The sequence below is a fragment of the Brevundimonas sp. AVps5 genome (assembly GCF_058681515.1).
The window spans coordinates 1,033,773-1,049,439 of the sequence record NZ_CM178740.1 but is presented as its reverse complement, the minus strand read 5'-3'; the positions used below and the strand labels follow the sequence as shown (position 1 = coordinate 1,049,439).

Annotated in this window: 15 protein-coding genes; 8 read left to right on the top strand and 7 right to left on the bottom strand. The window is 67.9% G+C overall.

Annotated features, from left to right (window positions below; all coding sequences use genetic code 11):
- Nucleotides 1-25 precede the first annotated feature (25 nt).
- From ACW18A_RS05265 to ACW18A_RS05240, 6 genes are all read left to right on the top strand, one after another.
- On the top strand, nt 26-928 hold the full coding sequence (locus ACW18A_RS05265; RefSeq protein ID WP_492023750.1) for a site-specific tyrosine recombinase XerD: 903 nt from the start codon (nt 26-28) through the stop codon (nt 926-928).
- Between the two features lie 70 nt (nt 929-998).
- On the top strand, nt 999-2,480 hold the full coding sequence (locus tag ACW18A_RS05260) for a ComEC/Rec2 family competence protein (protein WP_492023749.1): 1,482 nt from the start codon (nt 999-1,001) through the stop codon (nt 2,478-2,480).
- A gap of 115 nt (nt 2,481-2,595) precedes the next feature.
- Nucleotides 2,596-4,206, top strand: coding sequence for an ABC-F family ATP-binding cassette domain-containing protein (locus ACW18A_RS05255; RefSeq protein ID WP_492023748.1), 1,611 nt, complete (start codon nt 2,596-2,598; stop codon nt 4,204-4,206).
- A 60-nt stretch (nt 4,207-4,266) separates the two neighbouring features.
- The gene (locus tag ACW18A_RS05250; RefSeq protein WP_492023747.1) at nt 4,267-5,214 is read left to right on the top strand and encodes an acetyl-CoA carboxylase carboxyltransferase subunit alpha; all 948 of its coding nucleotides are present in this window, start codon (nt 4,267-4,269) and stop codon (nt 5,212-5,214) included.
- Nucleotides 5,215-5,289: 75 nt separating this feature from the next.
- Nucleotides 5,290-5,856, top strand: coding sequence for a response regulator (locus ACW18A_RS05245; protein ID WP_492023746.1), 567 nt, complete (start codon nt 5,290-5,292; stop codon nt 5,854-5,856).
- A 35-nt stretch (nt 5,857-5,891) separates the two neighbouring features.
- A complete protein-coding gene (locus tag ACW18A_RS05240) occupies nt 5,892-6,326 on the top strand; it encodes a chemotaxis protein CheE (RefSeq protein WP_492023745.1) in 435 nt (144 codons plus the stop codon).
- Between the two features lie 3 nt (nt 6,327-6,329).
- On the opposite strand, the gene ACW18A_RS05235 is transcribed toward ACW18A_RS05240, so the two are convergent.
- The 7 genes from ACW18A_RS05235 to ACW18A_RS05205 form a co-directional block, all read right to left on the bottom strand.
- A complete protein-coding gene (locus ACW18A_RS05235; protein WP_492023744.1) occupies nt 6,330-8,183 on the bottom strand; it encodes an ABCB family ABC transporter ATP-binding protein/permease in 1,854 nt (617 codons plus the stop codon).
- A gap of 72 nt (nt 8,184-8,255) precedes the next feature.
- Entirely contained in the window at nt 8,256-9,272 is a 1,017-nt protein-coding gene (locus tag ACW18A_RS05230) for a threonine aldolase family protein (RefSeq protein ID WP_492023743.1), read from the bottom strand.
- A 6-nt stretch (nt 9,273-9,278) separates the two neighbouring features.
- The gene (locus tag ACW18A_RS05225; RefSeq protein ID WP_492023742.1) at nt 9,279-9,572 is read right to left on the bottom strand and encodes a hypothetical protein; all 294 of its coding nucleotides are present in this window, start codon (nt 9,570-9,572) and stop codon (nt 9,279-9,281) included.
- 40 nt (nt 9,573-9,612) lie between these two features.
- Nucleotides 9,613-11,310, bottom strand: coding sequence for a cisplatin damage response ATP-dependent DNA ligase (locus tag ACW18A_RS05220; protein ID WP_492023741.1), 1,698 nt, complete (start codon nt 11,308-11,310; stop codon nt 9,613-9,615).
- Between the two features lie 159 nt (nt 11,311-11,469).
- A complete protein-coding gene (locus ACW18A_RS05215; RefSeq protein WP_492023740.1) occupies nt 11,470-12,015 on the bottom strand; it encodes an RcnB family protein in 546 nt (181 codons plus the stop codon).
- Nucleotides 12,016-12,109: 94 nt separating this feature from the next.
- On the bottom strand, nt 12,110-13,936 hold the full coding sequence (locus ACW18A_RS05210; protein ID WP_492023739.1) for a response regulator: 1,827 nt from the start codon (nt 13,934-13,936) through the stop codon (nt 12,110-12,112).
- A 79-nt stretch (nt 13,937-14,015) separates the two neighbouring features.
- Nucleotides 14,016-14,315 (bottom strand): BolA family protein, encoded by a 300-nt coding sequence (locus ACW18A_RS05205; RefSeq protein ID WP_492024338.1) that lies wholly within the window; start codon nt 14,313-14,315, stop codon nt 14,016-14,018.
- 45 nt (nt 14,316-14,360) lie between these two features.
- Here ACW18A_RS05205 and ACW18A_RS05200 point away from each other — a divergent pair, with 45 nt between their 5' ends.
- On the top strand, nt 14,361-15,038 hold the full coding sequence (locus tag ACW18A_RS05200; RefSeq protein WP_492023738.1) for a J domain-containing protein: 678 nt from the start codon (nt 14,361-14,363) through the stop codon (nt 15,036-15,038).
- Nucleotides 15,039-15,227: 189 nt separating this feature from the next.
- On the top strand, nt 15,228-15,656 hold the full coding sequence (locus tag ACW18A_RS05195; protein ID WP_492023737.1) for an organic hydroperoxide resistance protein: 429 nt from the start codon (nt 15,228-15,230) through the stop codon (nt 15,654-15,656).
- Nucleotides 15,657-15,667: the final 11 nt, after the last annotated feature.

Below are 15,667 nucleotides of genomic sequence, written 5' to 3'. Positions count from 1 at the left end.
GCTTCCACGCGATGATCACGCCCCCATGACCACGCCACAGGTCGAAGCCTTCCTGGAGATGATGGCCGTCGAGCGGGACGCCTCGCCCCACACCCTGAGCGCCTACGCCCGCGACCTCGCCGATGCGGAAGCCTCTCTCGGCGGCGGCGGCCTCATGGGCGCCGACGAGACCGCCATCGAGGCCTGGTTCGCCGGTCTGTCGACCCGGGGCCTGTCCGCCGCCACGGCCGCGCGCCGTCGTTCGTCTCTGCGCCAGTTCTACCGGTTCGCCCTCGGCGAGGGCTGGCGCACGGACGATCCGTCCCGCCGCCTCGACGCGCCGAAACAGGGTCGCTCCCTGCCCCGCACGCTCGGTCGCGACGAGGTCGTCCGCCTGCTGACAGTCTCCGCGGCCCGCGACGGTGCCTCGGGCGTGCGCATGATCACGCTCGTCGAACTGGCCTATGCCTCCGGCCTGCGCGTGTCTGAGCTGCTGGCCCTGCGCGTCGAGGCCGTCCGCCGCGATCCCGCCTGGCTGATCGTGCGCGGCAAGGGTGGCAAGGAGCGGCTCGCCCCCCTCAACAGCTCGGCGCGGGAAGCCGTGAAGGCCTGGCTGATCGTCCGCGACGCAGCACGCCCCGATAAGGCCCCCGACAGCCCCTGGCTCTTCCCCTCGGGCACGACCGCCAGCCACCTGACCCCGCGCCGGTTCGCCCAGATGCTGGATCAGGCTGCGCTCGACGCCGGCATCGACCCCGCCCGCGTCAGCCCCCACGTCCTGCGCCACGCCTTCGCCACCCACCTGCTGGAGGGCGGCGCCGACCTCCGCGTCGTCCAGACCCTGCTCGGCCACGCGGACATCGCCACGACCCAGATCTACACCCACGTGGCGACCGATCGCCTGACGCAGGTGGTCAACCGGCACCATCCCCTGGCGCGGGAGGACTGACACGAGAACGTCGCACATACAGCCCAAGGTGGTTCCAGTTCGCGTTCCCTGACCTCGACGGAGACAGCGCGTGACCCACTTCCTTGACGACGACATCGTCGATGTCCGTATCGACGGCGAGCGGACGGCCTTCCAGCTCTATTGGGGCGACGCGGTCGAACCGCTCGAACCGGCCGGCGCAGAGACCCGGCGCATCCGCTTCACTCGCAACGGCGTCCCGACCGAGGGCCGCGTCAAGGGCTCGGCCGCGCTTCGCGACACACCGATCCTGCGCCTGTCGATGGTCGATGTGCAGCAGGGCGACGGCCTTGTGCTGGAGACGCCGGGCGGCAAGCGCGTCCTGATCGACGGCGGCGACAACCAGTTGTTCGCCCGCCATGTCGCCGCCCGTTTCCGGGGCTCCAGCGCCACCGAGCCGATCGTGTTCGACGCCATCCTGGTCACCCATGGCGATGCCGACCACTTCGACGGCCTGAGCGAAATCCTGGCGTCGGAGACCCATTCGGAACCGAGGAAACGCCTGTTCGCCACCACGCGCCGCGTGCTGCACAACGGTCTGGTCAAGCGGGGCTCGAGCGTGCCGGAGAAGGAAAGGCTGGGGCCGACGGTCAAGGCCGACGGCCGGACCTGGTGCGTCGATCTGCACGATGACCTGCTCGCCGTGCCGGACGCGGAGATGAACGCGCCGTTCCTGAAGTGGAAGCGCACGCTCCAGACCTGGAACACCCGACTGGGGGCCCTGGAGCCCGGCGCTGCGATCGCCATTCATCGGCTGGACCACCACACGGACGGCGCCTTCGATTTCCTGCGGGAGCCGAACCTTGACGTCGAGGTGCTGGGGCCGATCACCCGGGATGTCGGCGGCAAGCCCGCGCTGCTCGGACTGGGCGCCCCGCCGAATGACGCGAATATTGAACTGGGCGATCCCGACCGAACGCCGTCCTCAACGATGTCGGTGTCCCACACCATCAACGGCCATTCCATCGCGTTCCGCCTGCGCTACGGCAATGTCCGATTCCTGTTCACCGGCGACATGAACCAGGAGGCCATGCAGATGCTGAGGGAAGCCCTGCCCAACGCCTCCCTGCGCGCCGAGATCTTCAAGACCCCGCACCACGGCTCGCACGACTTCGATCTGGCCTTCCTGCATGAGGTCGGGCCGGTCGTGTCGATGATCTCGTCAGGCGACGAGAACGAGACCAAGGAATACATCCATCCCCGTGCCACCCTGATGGCGGCCCTGGGCAAGGCATCGCGGTCGTCGCCCGCCGTGATCTTCTGTACCGAGTTGGTCGCCTTCTTCAAGACGCGCGGGAACGCCACCCTCGACCGCCCACCCGGCGACACCTTCTTCGCCTTCGAGCGCACCAATTTCGGCATCGTGCACATCCGCACCGACGGCGAGCGGGTGCTGGCCTTCACCCATTCCGGCAAGGCAGGCGTCAACGAAGCCTATCGCTTCACGGTAGCCACAACGGGCGCGGTCACGTTCGCGCGCAGGGTCTCGAAGGTCAGTGCACCGGCGGCGACCGCCAATCCGCCACAGCCTTGATCCCGCCCCGCCCCTCCCCTAGCCTGTGAGGCTCAACCCCAGACGAAGACCCGCGCCGACCATGTGATCCCTTCCCGACCGCAACCGCCCTTCGAAGCCTTGCATCGGGAAAGCCATGTCCGCCTCCATCGTTCTGCACGATTTCGCCTGGGCACCGCCCGGCGGATCGCCTCTCTTCTCCGACCTCAACCTCGCCTTCGGGCCTGAACGCACCGGGCTCGTCGGTCGCAACGGCGTGGGCAAGACCACCCTCCTGCGCCTCATCGACGGCCGTCTGAAGCCTCAGGCCGGGACCGTGACCGTCAAGGGCCGCGTCGCCCTTCTGCGCCAGACGGTCCAGTTCGGTGAGGCCGAGACCGTCGCCGACCTGTTCGATGCAACGGACGCCCTCGCCCTCCTCGCCCGTGCCGAGGCGGGGCTGGCCGACGCCGACGACCTGGCGCAGGCCGACTGGACGCTGGAGGCGCGTATCGCCTCGGCCCTCGGCCGGCTGAAGCTCGACGCGACGCCGGCGACCCGCCTCGCAACCCTGTCCGGCGGCCAGCGCACCCGCGCCGGTCTCGCAGCCCTGCTGTTCGAAGAGCCGGACTGGCTGATCCTCGACGAGCCGACCAACAACCTCGACCGCGAAGGGCGACAGGCGGTGATCGACCTGCTGGCCGAGTGGCGATCCGGAGCCATCGTGGTCAGCCACGACCGGGAACTGCTGGAGACGATGGACGCCATCGTCGAGCTGACCACCCTCGGCGCGACCCGCTACGGCGGGAACTGGCCGGCGTATCGCGCCCGCAAGGCGCTGGAGCTTCAGGCGGTGCAGCGCGACCTCGCCGACGCCGACAAGCGGCTGAACGACCTCGCCCGCACGGCCCGGCAGACCGCCGAACGCAAGGCCCGCACCGACAGGGCCGGGCGCATGGGTGCCGCGCGCGGCGGCCAGCCGAAAATCCTTCTAGGCCTGCGCAAGGACCGTGCCGAGGACACCGGCGGCGAGAATGCCCGCCTGGTCGAACGCCGACGCGAACAGGCCGAGGGCGACGCTGCAATCGTCCGTGAACGGATTGAGGTGCTCCAACCTCTGAGCGTGACCCTGCCCCCGACCGGCCTGCCCATCGGCCGGGAGATCCTGGCCCTCGACAGGGTGATCGCCGGCTATGTCCCCGGCCACCCCGTCCTGATCGGCCTGTCCCTGCGCATCGCCGGTCCCGAACGTGTCGCGATCACCGGTCCGAACGGCTCCGGCAAGACCACACTGCTCGCCCTGATCATCGGCGCCCTCTCCCCTACGTCGGGCAGCGTCCGGCTGTCCACGCCTGCTGCCATGCTGGACCAGCAGGTCGCCGTGCTCGATCCTGCCCTGTCGATCCGCGACAATTTCCGCCGTCTGCACCCGGACGTGGACGAGAACGGCTGCCGCGCCGCCCTCGCCCGCTTCATGTTCCGCGCCGACGCCGCGCTCCGGACCGTCGCCGACCTGTCCGGCGGCCAGAGGCTCCGCGCCGGCCTCGCCTGCGTGCTCGGTGGGCCCACGCCGCCGCCCTTCCTGATCCTGGACGAGCCGACCAACCATCTCGACATCGACTCGATCGAGGCGGTGGAGGCGGGCCTGAGAGCCTATGACGGCGCGCTTCTGGTCGTCAGCCACGACGAGGCCTTCCTCGACGCCATCGGGATAACGCGCCGCATCGACCTCTGTTCTCCTGAACCCCCGCTTGCCCCCGCGCCTTGACCTCTCTAGGTTCCGCCGCCTTGCGACAGGGCCGTTTCGCCCGCCCCTTCCGGACGCCTCATGGCCACCCACTATCTCGAATTCGAAAAGCCGATCGCCGAACTCGAGGCCAAGATCGAGGAGCTCGGCCTGCTGTCGGCCACCTCCGGCTCGTTCGAGACCGAGATCGACGGCCTGCGTAAAAAGGCCGAGCAGCTTCGCAGGAAGACCTATGCCGAGCTGGACCCCTGGAAGAAGACCCAGGTCGCCCGCCACCCCCAGCGCCCGCACTTTATCGACTACCTCGACGCCCTGTTCAGCGACTATGTCGAGTTGCGGGGCGACCGCCAATTCGGCGATGACCAGGCCATCCTCGGCGGTCTCGCCCGCTTCCGCGGCCAGGCCGTCGTCGTCATGGGCCATGAGAAGGGCCACGACACCGCCACCCGCCTGACCCACAATTTCGGCATGGCGCGGCCCGAAGGCTATCGCAAGGCCGTGCGCCTGATGGACATGGCCGACCGGTTCGGCCTGCCGGTCCTGACCTTCGTCGACACCGCCGGCGCCTATCCGGGCCTGGGCGCCGAGGAGCGAGGCCAGGCCGAGGCCATCGCCCGCTCGACCGAGCGCGGCCTGATCCTGGGCACGCCAATGATCGCCACGGTCACGGGTGAAGGCGGATCCGGCGGCGCCATCGCCCTGGCCGCCGCCAACCGTGTGCTGATCCTCGAACACTCGATCTATTCGGTGATCTCGCCGGAGGGCGCCGCCGGCATCCTGTGGCGCGACGGGGCGCGGGCGAAGGACGCCGCCAACGCCATGAAGATCACCGGCCCCGACCTGCTGGCGATGAAGATCGTCGACCGGATCATTCCCGAGCCCGTCGGCGGGGCGCACGCAGATCCCGAGGCTGCGATGCGGGCCGTCGGCGACGCCGTATGGGATGAACTGCAGGCCCTTGTACCGCTCACTCCCGCAGCGTTGCGGAAGCAACGCGCCGACCGCTTTTACGCCATCGGCCGATCCTGAAGGCTGCGGTTCCACCGATCAACGAAGTCGAATACAATCGATTCGTGTGCGGTATACCAGCTATGATGGTGATGAGTGTCGGCCCAGACCAGCAGTGTCCTGCGTGAGAACGCCACGATCAATCTGACGGGCGCCGTCACAATGGTCGTGGAGGAGTCTCCGTTCGTCCTCGAACTGACGTCCAGCCTCCTTGGCGGGCTGGGCATTCGCACTCGATGCATCTGCCGGACACCGGACGAGGCCAAGGCGATCCTGGTTGAACGTTCCGTCGATCTGGTTCTCGTCAATTGCGATCTTCCGGGAATCGGCGGCTACGGCCTGGTCAAATGGCTGAGGCGATCGGCTGTCGAGGACAACGCCTTCGTCCCGGTGATCATGACAGCGGCCCATATGCGCCCATCCGGCCTGACCCTTGTCCGGGACTGTGGTGCCAGCCTTGTCCTGATCAAACCCTTCAGTCCCCGAACCCTTCTGAACCGCATCCTTTGGGCAGCCCGGGATCTGCGGCCCTTCATTGAGTTGACAGACTATTTCGGGCCGGATCGGCGGGTCCGGATCATCCCGTTCCCTGGGGCCGATCGCAGGGTCTCGAGAGCCGAGACGATTGCGCGCCCCTCGCAGGCCCAGGGTGGCGCACCCTGATGGTCGTCCGCCTGCACAGGCAAACGCCTTCTCGCATGTCGCTCATGATCGACATGCCCGGAGGTTTGACGGCGGAGGTCGCCCTGAAACAGGCAGCGGCGAATATCGAGCCCTATAGAGATGAGGCCGTGCGGCGGATCGAGGAGCATATCGCCGCCCTTAAGATCATAGACCAGCCGCGGCCACACGATCCGTCCGAAACACTTGAGAAAGTCTACTTCCACGCCGCCACGATCATCAATAAGGCCGGCCTGTTCGAGCTTGATGATGTTTGCGTCGTCGCCGCGGGCCTTTGTGATCTTGTCGTCGATGTCTCTGCGGAGCGCCCGTTCGACTGGCGGGTCCCGGCGGTTTACGCAGGGGCCCTGGCCCTGCTGATGGCATTGCCGGCGGAGGCCTGCGACCAGCGTCGGCAGGTCCGCGACGGGATCGACGCCATGCTGGCGCGTAAACTGTCGCCCCGCGACTGACCTTCAGACCCGGGTGACTTCCGGCCGCGCCCCGCGCGTCTGCTTGCGCCAGAGGGCTGCGTATTCGCCGCCAACCCGCGCGACCAGCTCGTGGTGGGCTCCACGCTCGACGATGCGCCCGGCCTTCAGCACCAGGATCTGTTCGGCGTCAGCAATGGTGGACAGGCGGTGAGCGACCACCAGGGTGGTGCGCCCGGCCCTGGCTTTGCGCAGCGTCTTCTGGATCGCCGCCTCTGTCCGGCTGTCGAGGGCACTGGTCGCTTCATCCAGGATCAGAATGCCCGGATCGGCCAGCAGCGCCCGGGCAATGCCGACCCGCTGACGCTCACCACCCGACAGTTTGAGGCCGCGCTCACCGACCCGCGTCTGCATCCCGTCAGGCAAACTCCGGATGAAGTCCGCCAGTTCGGCCGCCTCGGCCGCCGCCCAGACCTCGGCCTCCGTCGCGTTCGGACGGGCGAACGCAATGTTTGTGGTCAGGGTGTCGTTGAACAGAGCGACGTCCTGTGGAACCAGGGCCACCGCCCGGCGCAGAGAGGCCTGGGTCACGTTGCGCACGTCGGACCCGTCGATCACCACGCGTCCGACCTGCGGGTCCAGCAGCCTCAACGCCAGCTTGACGATCGTCGACTTGCCGGAGCCTGACGGTCCGACCAGCGCTGTCGTGGTCCCCGGCCGCACCGTGAACGACACGTCCTCCAGCCCGTTGGCCCGCGCGTCGTGGCGGAAGGACACGTCCTCGAACGCCAGCGCCCCGCCGTTCTGCCCCTCGGGCCGCAAGAGATCCTGTGCGTGCGGCACATCGGCGACCTGCGGCGTCTGGCGCGTGACCTTCAGCATCTCCTCCATGTCGATGAAGGACTGGCGGATTTCCCGATAGGCGAAGCCGAGGATGTTCAGCGGTGCATAGAGCGAGATCAGGATCAGCACCGCCGCCGTCACGTCGCCCGGTCCCATCCGCCCGGCCGCCGCCTCGAACCCGGCCATCACGGCCATGACGCCGAGACCCACATTCATGATCAGGGCCTGGACCGCGTTCAGCAGGGCCAGCGAACTGTTGGCCTTCAGCGCCGCGGCGTTGTAGGCACCCAAGGCCCGGTCATAGCCGAGCGCCGCCCGCGTCTCGGCCCCGAACGACTTCACCGTCTCATAGTTGATCAGGGCGTCCACGACCTGGCCGGCGGCCTCGGTATCGGCCGTGTTCATCGTCCGTCGATGCTCGATCCGCCAGTTGGAGATCGAGAAGGTGAAGACCGTGTAGACGATCACCACCACCACGGCGACGGCCGCGAACCGCCAGTCATAGGCGCCGCCCAGCACAGCGGCGGCCAGGATCAGTTCCAGCCCTGTCGGCACGAGGTTGAACGCCAGGATACGCAGCAGGAAGTCGACTGAGCGGGATCCGCGGTCCACCGTCCGCGACAGGGCCCCGGACCGCTTGGTCTGATGGAAGTCCAGCGACAGGCTCAGCGCGTGGGCGAAGGTCTCCGTCGCCGCGGTCCGCTGCGCCGCCGCCCGCACGGGGGCGAACACCACGTCCGACAGCTGCGGTGACGCTGACGACAGGAACCGCACTATGGCCCAACCGACCGCGAAGCCGGCGAACCCGAGCCCGATCGATACTCCCGTCGGCTGACCGGCCGCCAGATGATTGACCGCCGCCCCCAGCACCAGCGGCGCCAGCACGCCCAACGCCTTGCCGACGATGGTCAGCAGGATCGAAACGACCAGTCTCAGTCGGAGCTGCGGCGCGCCGGATCGCCCCACCAGCCGGATCAGATCCATCAGCGCCGGGATCGTCGCGGGATCGGCCGGCGGTTCGGTCGCAACGCCGGCGCTCAGCGCCTTCGCCTCCATGCCGCCACCGCCGCCCCGTTGTCCCGATCGTTCACCACGCGCCATGGCGTGGATATGGACTGCGTCGGTGGCTCACGAAAGGCCTGCGATGGCCTCGATGACTTCATCCACCGCCGCTTCCCCGGTCGCCCAGGAACAGACGAACCGGACCGACCCGTCGTCGAAGCGGTAGCAGGCCCAGCCCAGGGCGTTGAGCTTCGCATGCGCCTTGGGCGGCATCCGCACGAAGACGGCGTTGGCCTCGACCGGGTGAGCCAGCACATAGGGCGAGCGCGTGACAATGCCGGCCGCCAGCCGTTGGGCCATCAGGTTGGCGTGGGCGGCTCCGTCCTCCCAGGCGTTGGTTTCCAGCATCCCCAGGAAGGGCGCGGCGAGGAACCGCCCCTTGGACGCGGTCTGGCCGGCCTGTTTCAGGCGGTTGTCCACGCGCCGGGCCAAAGACTTGTCGAACATCACGATGGCTTCGGTGCACAGCCCTCCGGCCTTGGCGCCGCCGAACACCAGCACATCGACGCCCAGTCGCGCGATCCGGGTCAGGTCGAACCCGGCCGCCGCCGCATTGGCCAGTCGGGCGCCGTCCAGGTGCACGCCGTATCCCCGCGCCTTCACCGGTTCGATCAGGTGGCGCAGCTCTTCCTCGGTATAGACCGTGCCGTACTCCGTGGACTGGGTCAGCGACAGGGCCGCCGGCGGCTGGCGATGTCCGACCTCGGGTTCCTCCAGCGCGGCTTCCAGCGCCTTCTGGTCGATCTTGCCGGACAGGCCCGGCAGGCCGATCAGGCCCACGCCCTGGCCGAAGAAGCCGGGCGCGCCGGTCTCGTCGGTGCAGACGTGGGCGGCGTTGTGGGCGATCACGGCTTCATGCGGCCAGGCCAGCATCGACAGGGCGATGGCGTTGGCCGCCGTGCCGGAGAAGACGAACCGGATTTCGGCGTCCGCATCCAGCCTGCGCCGGATCTGATCGGCCGCGCGGGCCGTGACGTCATCCGCCCCATAGGCGCGGACGAACCCGGCATTGGCCTCGATCAGCCCTTGCAGGGCGGCCGGCGCCATACCGGCCGTATTGTCCGATCCAAAGTCGTAGCGCATCGCGGATCAGGCCTCGTTCTGGTCTTCGTCGGGGTGGGTCTGGAAACCGGCGCTGCGGGGATTCGTCCGGCCGCGCAAACCGTGCCGCCCCTCCACCGCCTTCGGCATGGGCGCGTCCTCGTCGCCATAGGGCACGGCCACCTGATGCGGGAACGGAATCTCGATCCCGGCGGCGTCCAGCGCCTCCTTCGCGGCCTGGAAGACATCCGCCCGGGCCTGCCAGTCGTCCCCGGACTTCGTCCAGCGCGCCGCGAACACCGTGGCAACGAGGGAGTCGAGAGTGGCGGCGCCTGAAGACATGAGCGGGGTCTAACGCTTCAGGTGCGATTTGAAACCCCGCCTATTCCGGAGCCGGTTTCCCCACCCGACCGCCGCCGCCCTCCAGCGAGTCCAGCAAGTCCATCACATCGTCCAGCGTATTGGCCTCCCGCGCCGGCTTGTCCCAGCGAATACGGCTGACGCGGGGGAAGCGCATGGCGACCCCGGACTTGTGCCGCGGCGACCGTTGCAGGCCTTCGAAAGCGATTTCCAGCACCAGGCCGAACTCACGCTCGGCCCTGACTGACCGGACCGGGCCGAACCGCTCCACCGTGTGATCGCGAACGAACTTGTCGAGTTGCTTCAGTTCCTCGTCGGTGAAGCCGAAATAGGCCTTGCCCACCGGCGTCAACGTCCCCTCCGGCGTCCACACCCCGAAGGTGTAGTCGGAATAGAAGCTCGATCGTTTCCCGTGCCCGCGCTGGGCGTACATCATCACGCAGTCGACCGTGTGCGGGTCGCGCTTCCACTTGAACCACGGCCCCTTGGGTCGCCCGGCGACATAGGGGCTGTCCCACCGCTTCAGCATCAGCCCCTCGGCCGCCGCCCCCACCGGCGGGTCGGCGCGCAGCAGGCCCAGACCTTCCCAACTGTCGAAATCGACCAGTGGCGACAAATGCAGCCGCTCACCGGTATGTCCGGCGACCACCGCCTCCAGCCTCGCCCGGCGCCCTCTCAGCGGCAGGCCGCGCAGGTCCTTCCCCGCCTCGCCCAGCAGATCGTAGGCATAGAGCGACGCCGGGAAGGCGGCCATCAGCTTCGCATCGACGGTCTTGCGGTTCAGCCGCTGCTGCAGTTCCCCGAACGACGCGACCACGCCGTCGCGCAAGACCAGCAGTTCTCCGTCGATCGCCCCCTCGAAGGTCAGGGCGTTCATCAGGTCGGGGAAGGCGCCCGTCACCTCGTCGCCGTGGCGCGAGTAGAGCCGCGCCACCCCGTTCTCGCGCACCGCCTGGACCCGGATACCGTCCCACTTCCATTCGGCGGCGTAGTCGGCGGGATCGAGCCTGTCGAAGTCCACCGCCTCGTCGATGGCGACAGCCAGCATGACCTGACGGAACCGGCCCGGTGCCTCGGTGTCCGGCCGTTCGGCCCGCCCCTCGACCCAGGCGAACAGTTCTGCGTAGGGCGGCTTCACCGCATGCCAGACCTCGACGATGTCGGCAGCGGTCAGAGGCTCCAGCGCCGTCGTTGCCTCCCCGCCGTCCGGCTCCGGCGCGTCGGTGACCGTTTCCGGCCGCATCATCGCGACCGCCGTCCGCGCCAGCTGCGCCGACAGTCCGACCCGCATCCCGCCGGTCACCAGCTTCAGCAGTGCCCACCGCCCCTTCGGCACCAGGGCGTCCAGCCAGCCCTCGATCAGCCCCTGAACCTCGCCGCGCTTCGCCCGGGTCAACGCATCGACCACCTCGCCCAGGTCCGGCTCCCGGTTCGGTCGGTACGCCGGGTCGGCCGGCCAGATCAGGGCCACAGTCTCGGCCAGGTCGCCGACATAGTCATAGGACCAGCCGAACAGGACCGGATCGACGCGGGCCTCCACGGCCTTCCTGATCATCGCCGGCTTGGCGGCGTCGAACACCAGTTCGCCCGTCAGCGCCGCCAGGGCCCAGCCCCGGTCCGGATCGGGCGTGGCGCGCAGATAGTCCCTCAGCAACACCAGCTTGGCGTTCCGCGACCCGGTCAGCGCCAGGCGGTCCAGCAGTTCGGCGAAGGCGCGCATTCATCCTCGTAGGGGTGGGCCAACACCAAACGCGAAAACGCCCCGGAGGTCTCCCCCCGGGGCGAATTCGGTGACCGGCGCACCGGCCCTAAGTCGCGCGAAAGCGCGGCAGGCCAGTACCAAAACCACGCGGTGCCGAACGCCGACGCAGGGCGAATCCTAGTTGAACAGTCCCGCGATGACGGCGGTGATCAGACCCCCGGCGACGGCGGCCAGGACCACGTCATTGCCGCTGCGGACATACTGGTATCCACGGGGCGGCGCGCGCAGGCCGTATCGGTTGTAGTCGTTCAAGACATATCCGCGAGAATAGTAGCCGGGCATGCGCTGGCCATAGCTCCACTGACGGACCTGATAGCCGCGCGGCGGGCTGTAGCGGCCGGCGTTGTAGCGACGCTCCGACCGCTGCCAGCGTTCGTAGGCGCGGACTTCCTGACGATATTCGCGACGGTCGTCCCGGTTGTCCCGGCGCCATTCCTGACGGTCATCACGACGGTCCCAGCGATCATCGCGGCGGTTGTCGCGATTGTCCTGACGCCATTCCTGACGGTCGTCACGGCGGTCCGACCGATCATCGCGGCGGTCGTGATGCTGCTCCTGACGGTCATTGCGCTCGTAGCGCGACTGGGCGTCGGCAGCCGAGGCGACGCCCATGGAACCGGCGGCGATCAGGGCGGCCAGTGCGGCTGTGGTGAACGTCTTCAAGGCGAACTCTCCTGGTGGTCGGGGACTTCCGACTTGCCCCCACACTAGGATCTCGCGTTTGAGCCACGTCTGAACGACGCCGCTCATGTCAGGTTCATGCGGCCGCCGCAGTTTCGTCGATTTCGGCCGGCGACCGCAGGCCGGACCGGCCGCCGCGCACGCGTTGCATCAGTTGGGCCAGGCCGGCGAAGTCGATCGGCTTGTTCAGATAGGCGTCCGCCCCGGCTTCCAGGCCCGCCTCGTGGTCCTCATTCCGCGCCGAGGCGGACAGGACGGCGATCGGCGTATCGGCGTTGACGCCTCTGGTGCGGATCAGCCGGGTCGCGCTCAGACCGTCCATGACCGGCATGTTGACGTCCATGATGATCAGGTCGAACCGGTTCTGGCTCGCCATATCGACGGCGATCTGGCCATTCTCGGCGGTGGCGGTGCAGTGGCCGGCCGAACCCAGCCAGGCTTCCAGGATCATGCGGTTGACCGGGTGATCCTCGACCACCAGCACGTTCAGGCTTTGCCCGTCGCCGACCTCGGCGTCGAGGGCCTCGGCCTCGATCACCGCGTCCCATTCGACCACGTCCGCCTCGACCACGAGGGTGAAGGTCGAGCCCCGCCCGACCGTTGAGGTCACGGTGATGTCGCCGCCCATGATGTTGGCCATGCGCCGCGCGATGGTCAGACCCAGACCCGTGCCGCCGAACCGGCGGGTCGACGAGACGTCGGCCTGGGTAAAGGGCTGGAACAGGCGTTCGAGATCGCCCTCGGCGATGCCCGAACCGCTGTCGGTCACCGAGAAGGCGAAGGCCACCCGGCGGTCGTTGATGCGGGTTGATTCGGTGCGGAACTCGACCACACCGGCGTCAGTGAACTTCACCGCATTCGAAAGCAGATTCTGGAGCACCTGGCATACGCGCAGGGGATCGCCCTTCACCACGGCCGGGGTCTCGCCGACGAAGGTAGAGCGGAACTCCAGCCCCTTGGCCGCTGCCTGGGCCACGAACGGGCCCGTCACGCGGCGATGCAGGTCATCGAGCGAGACGTCGATCATCTCGAACGTCATCTTGCCCGCCTCGATCTTGGTCATGTCGAGGATGTCGTTCAGCAGGCTCAGCAGGTTGTCGCCCGAGTTGCGGATGATCGAAAGGTATTCCCGCTGCGTCGTCTCCAGCCGCGTCGCGCCCAGCAACTGGGCCGCGCCGAGCACGCCGTTCATCGGGGTGCGCAACTCGTGGGAGATCACGCCGAGGAAGTTCGACTTGGCCTGGCTGGCGGCGTCGGCCTTGTCGCGAGCGGTCTGAAGCTCCTCGATCAGGTGGGCCTGATGCTCCTGGAAGGCGCGAATCCGCTCCTCGCGCAGCATGGTCATGGTCACCAGAACGAACATGCCGGCCCCGGTGAAGGGCAGGATGGCCACGAACGGCCAGAACAGCGGCCCGCCCCACAGGCTGGCCGCGATGATCACCGCCGCCATTGTATAGGGCGACGAGATCACCATCGCCTGTTTCGGCGAGCTTCTAAGCTGGGCGAACACGAGCACATAGCCGCTGACCAGCAGGGCCACGGCCAGCGGATGCCCGAACGGATGGCCCGAGAACCACGCCAGCAGGGGCGCGGAGGCCCAGGCGGCGGTGGTCACGGTGGCGACGGCGGGGAACACCAGGCCCCAGCCCGCATCGACCCGACCCGTCATGCTCTTTTCGACCCTGCCGCGGATCGCGCCGGCGCCGACCGTGCCGATGAACCAGACGATGGCCTCGACCCAGCCGACCGTGCCCAGCAGGCCGATCGCCCAGCTGCCGATGATGATGTAGCGCAGATACTGGGTTTGCAGAATCGCGGTCAGGGCCTGGGCGGCCTCGCTGGCGCTGACACCCGCCGACCGACCCGAGTCGAGGCTTTTACCTATATCCTCGGACCCGACCATACGTCCCCCAACGTCCCAAAAACGAACAGACGCAACGCTATGACGAACCTTCTAAGACGAAGTGAACGCCGATTTCGCCTCAATCACCGGTTTCATCGGGCGTTTGGGTCCTGATCGACAGGGCGTGCACGGGTCCGGCCAGCTCCTCCGCCAGCACGGCGGTGACGGCGCGCTGCCGCTGCACCCGTCCGACGCCCGCGAAGGCCTGTGACACGATGGTCAGATTGAAGTGGCTTTCGCCGCCCGGCTTCGCGTCCATTCCGCCTTCGTGATGGTGTCCGGCGTGCCTGGCGCTGTCATCTTCGAGCTCCAGCCGTGTCGGCTGGAACGCGGCTGTCAGTTTTTCCCGCATAATCGACGCGATACGGCCTTCCGGCATGTCGGTTTCCTTGATGGTGACCAATTCGACCCTACACTGGGGTCAATGCCAGCGTCATTCGATTACAAACCCCGTTTCAAGGACATGCGGATCAAACCGCCCAAGGCCGGCGAAGAAGCCGAAGCCGAGGCCGATGTCCTGCGCCTCAAGCCCGGCGAGAAGCCGTGCGACTGGCCCGATTGTCTGAAGGCCGCGACGGCCAGGGCGCCGAAGTCGCGCGAGCGGCTGAACGACTTCTACGAATTCTGCCAGCCGCACGCCGCCGAGTACAACAAGGGCTGGAATTTCTATGCCGGCATGAACGAGGCCCAGGTCCGGGCGGCCAAGGAAAACGAGGCCATGACCGGCGGCCGTCCCACCTGGGAGATGAAGGCCGGAAAGAACTCGCGTGAAGCCGCCGCCTTCGCCTCGAAGATGGGCACGACCCGGGCAGAAGGCGCCGCAGGGTCGTGGCAGGACAGTTTCGGCCTGTTCGGTCGCCGTGTCCGCGAACAGGCGGTCAACGAGGAAGACACCCTGCGAATCGGCAAGCTGGAACGCCAGGCCCTGGCCGACCTCGATCTGGACCTCCGGACCGACAAGCCGGGCATCAAGGCGCGCTATCACGAGCTGCTGAAACGCTTCCACCCCGACCTTAACCAGGGCGACCGCGGCGCCGAAGCCAAGCTCCAGCGCGTCATCAAGGCCTACAAGACCCTGAAAAAGGCGGGTCTGGCCGCCTGAATCCAGCTCTCCTCCCTGCTGCGCAGCAGCGGGGAGGTGGCAGCGAGCTCTTGCGAGCTGACGGAGGGGGCCTTGCCGCCGTCAAGACCCCCTCCGTCTCCTCCGCTTCGCTACGGATCCACCTCCCCATCGCTGGCGCGACAGGGAGGAGACACTACGTAAGCGCTCCTCACACTCAGGAGCTTTCCCATGAACATCCTCTACAAGGCCCACGCCACCTCGACCGGCGGCGGTCGCGACGAAGGTCGCTCGGCCACCGACGACGGCAAGATCGACGTCCTGCTGTCACTCCCCGCCGAGATGGGCGGCAAGGGCGGCGCCGGCACCAACCCGGAACAGCTGTTCGCGGCCGGCTATGCCGCCTGCTACATGGGAGCCCTGCGTCTGGTCTCGGGCAAGGCGGGAACGCCGGTCGGTCCCGACACGAAGATCCACACCAGCGTCGGCATCGGTCCGAACACGCGCGGCGAAGGCTTCAACCTCGACATCGCCATCAAGGTCACCGACCACGGCCTCGACAGGGCGACCATCGACGCCCTGATCCAGGCAGCCCATCAGGTCTGCCCCTACTCCAACGCCACCCGCGGCAACGTCGAGGTGGACCTGTCGGCGGAATAACTGACGCACCG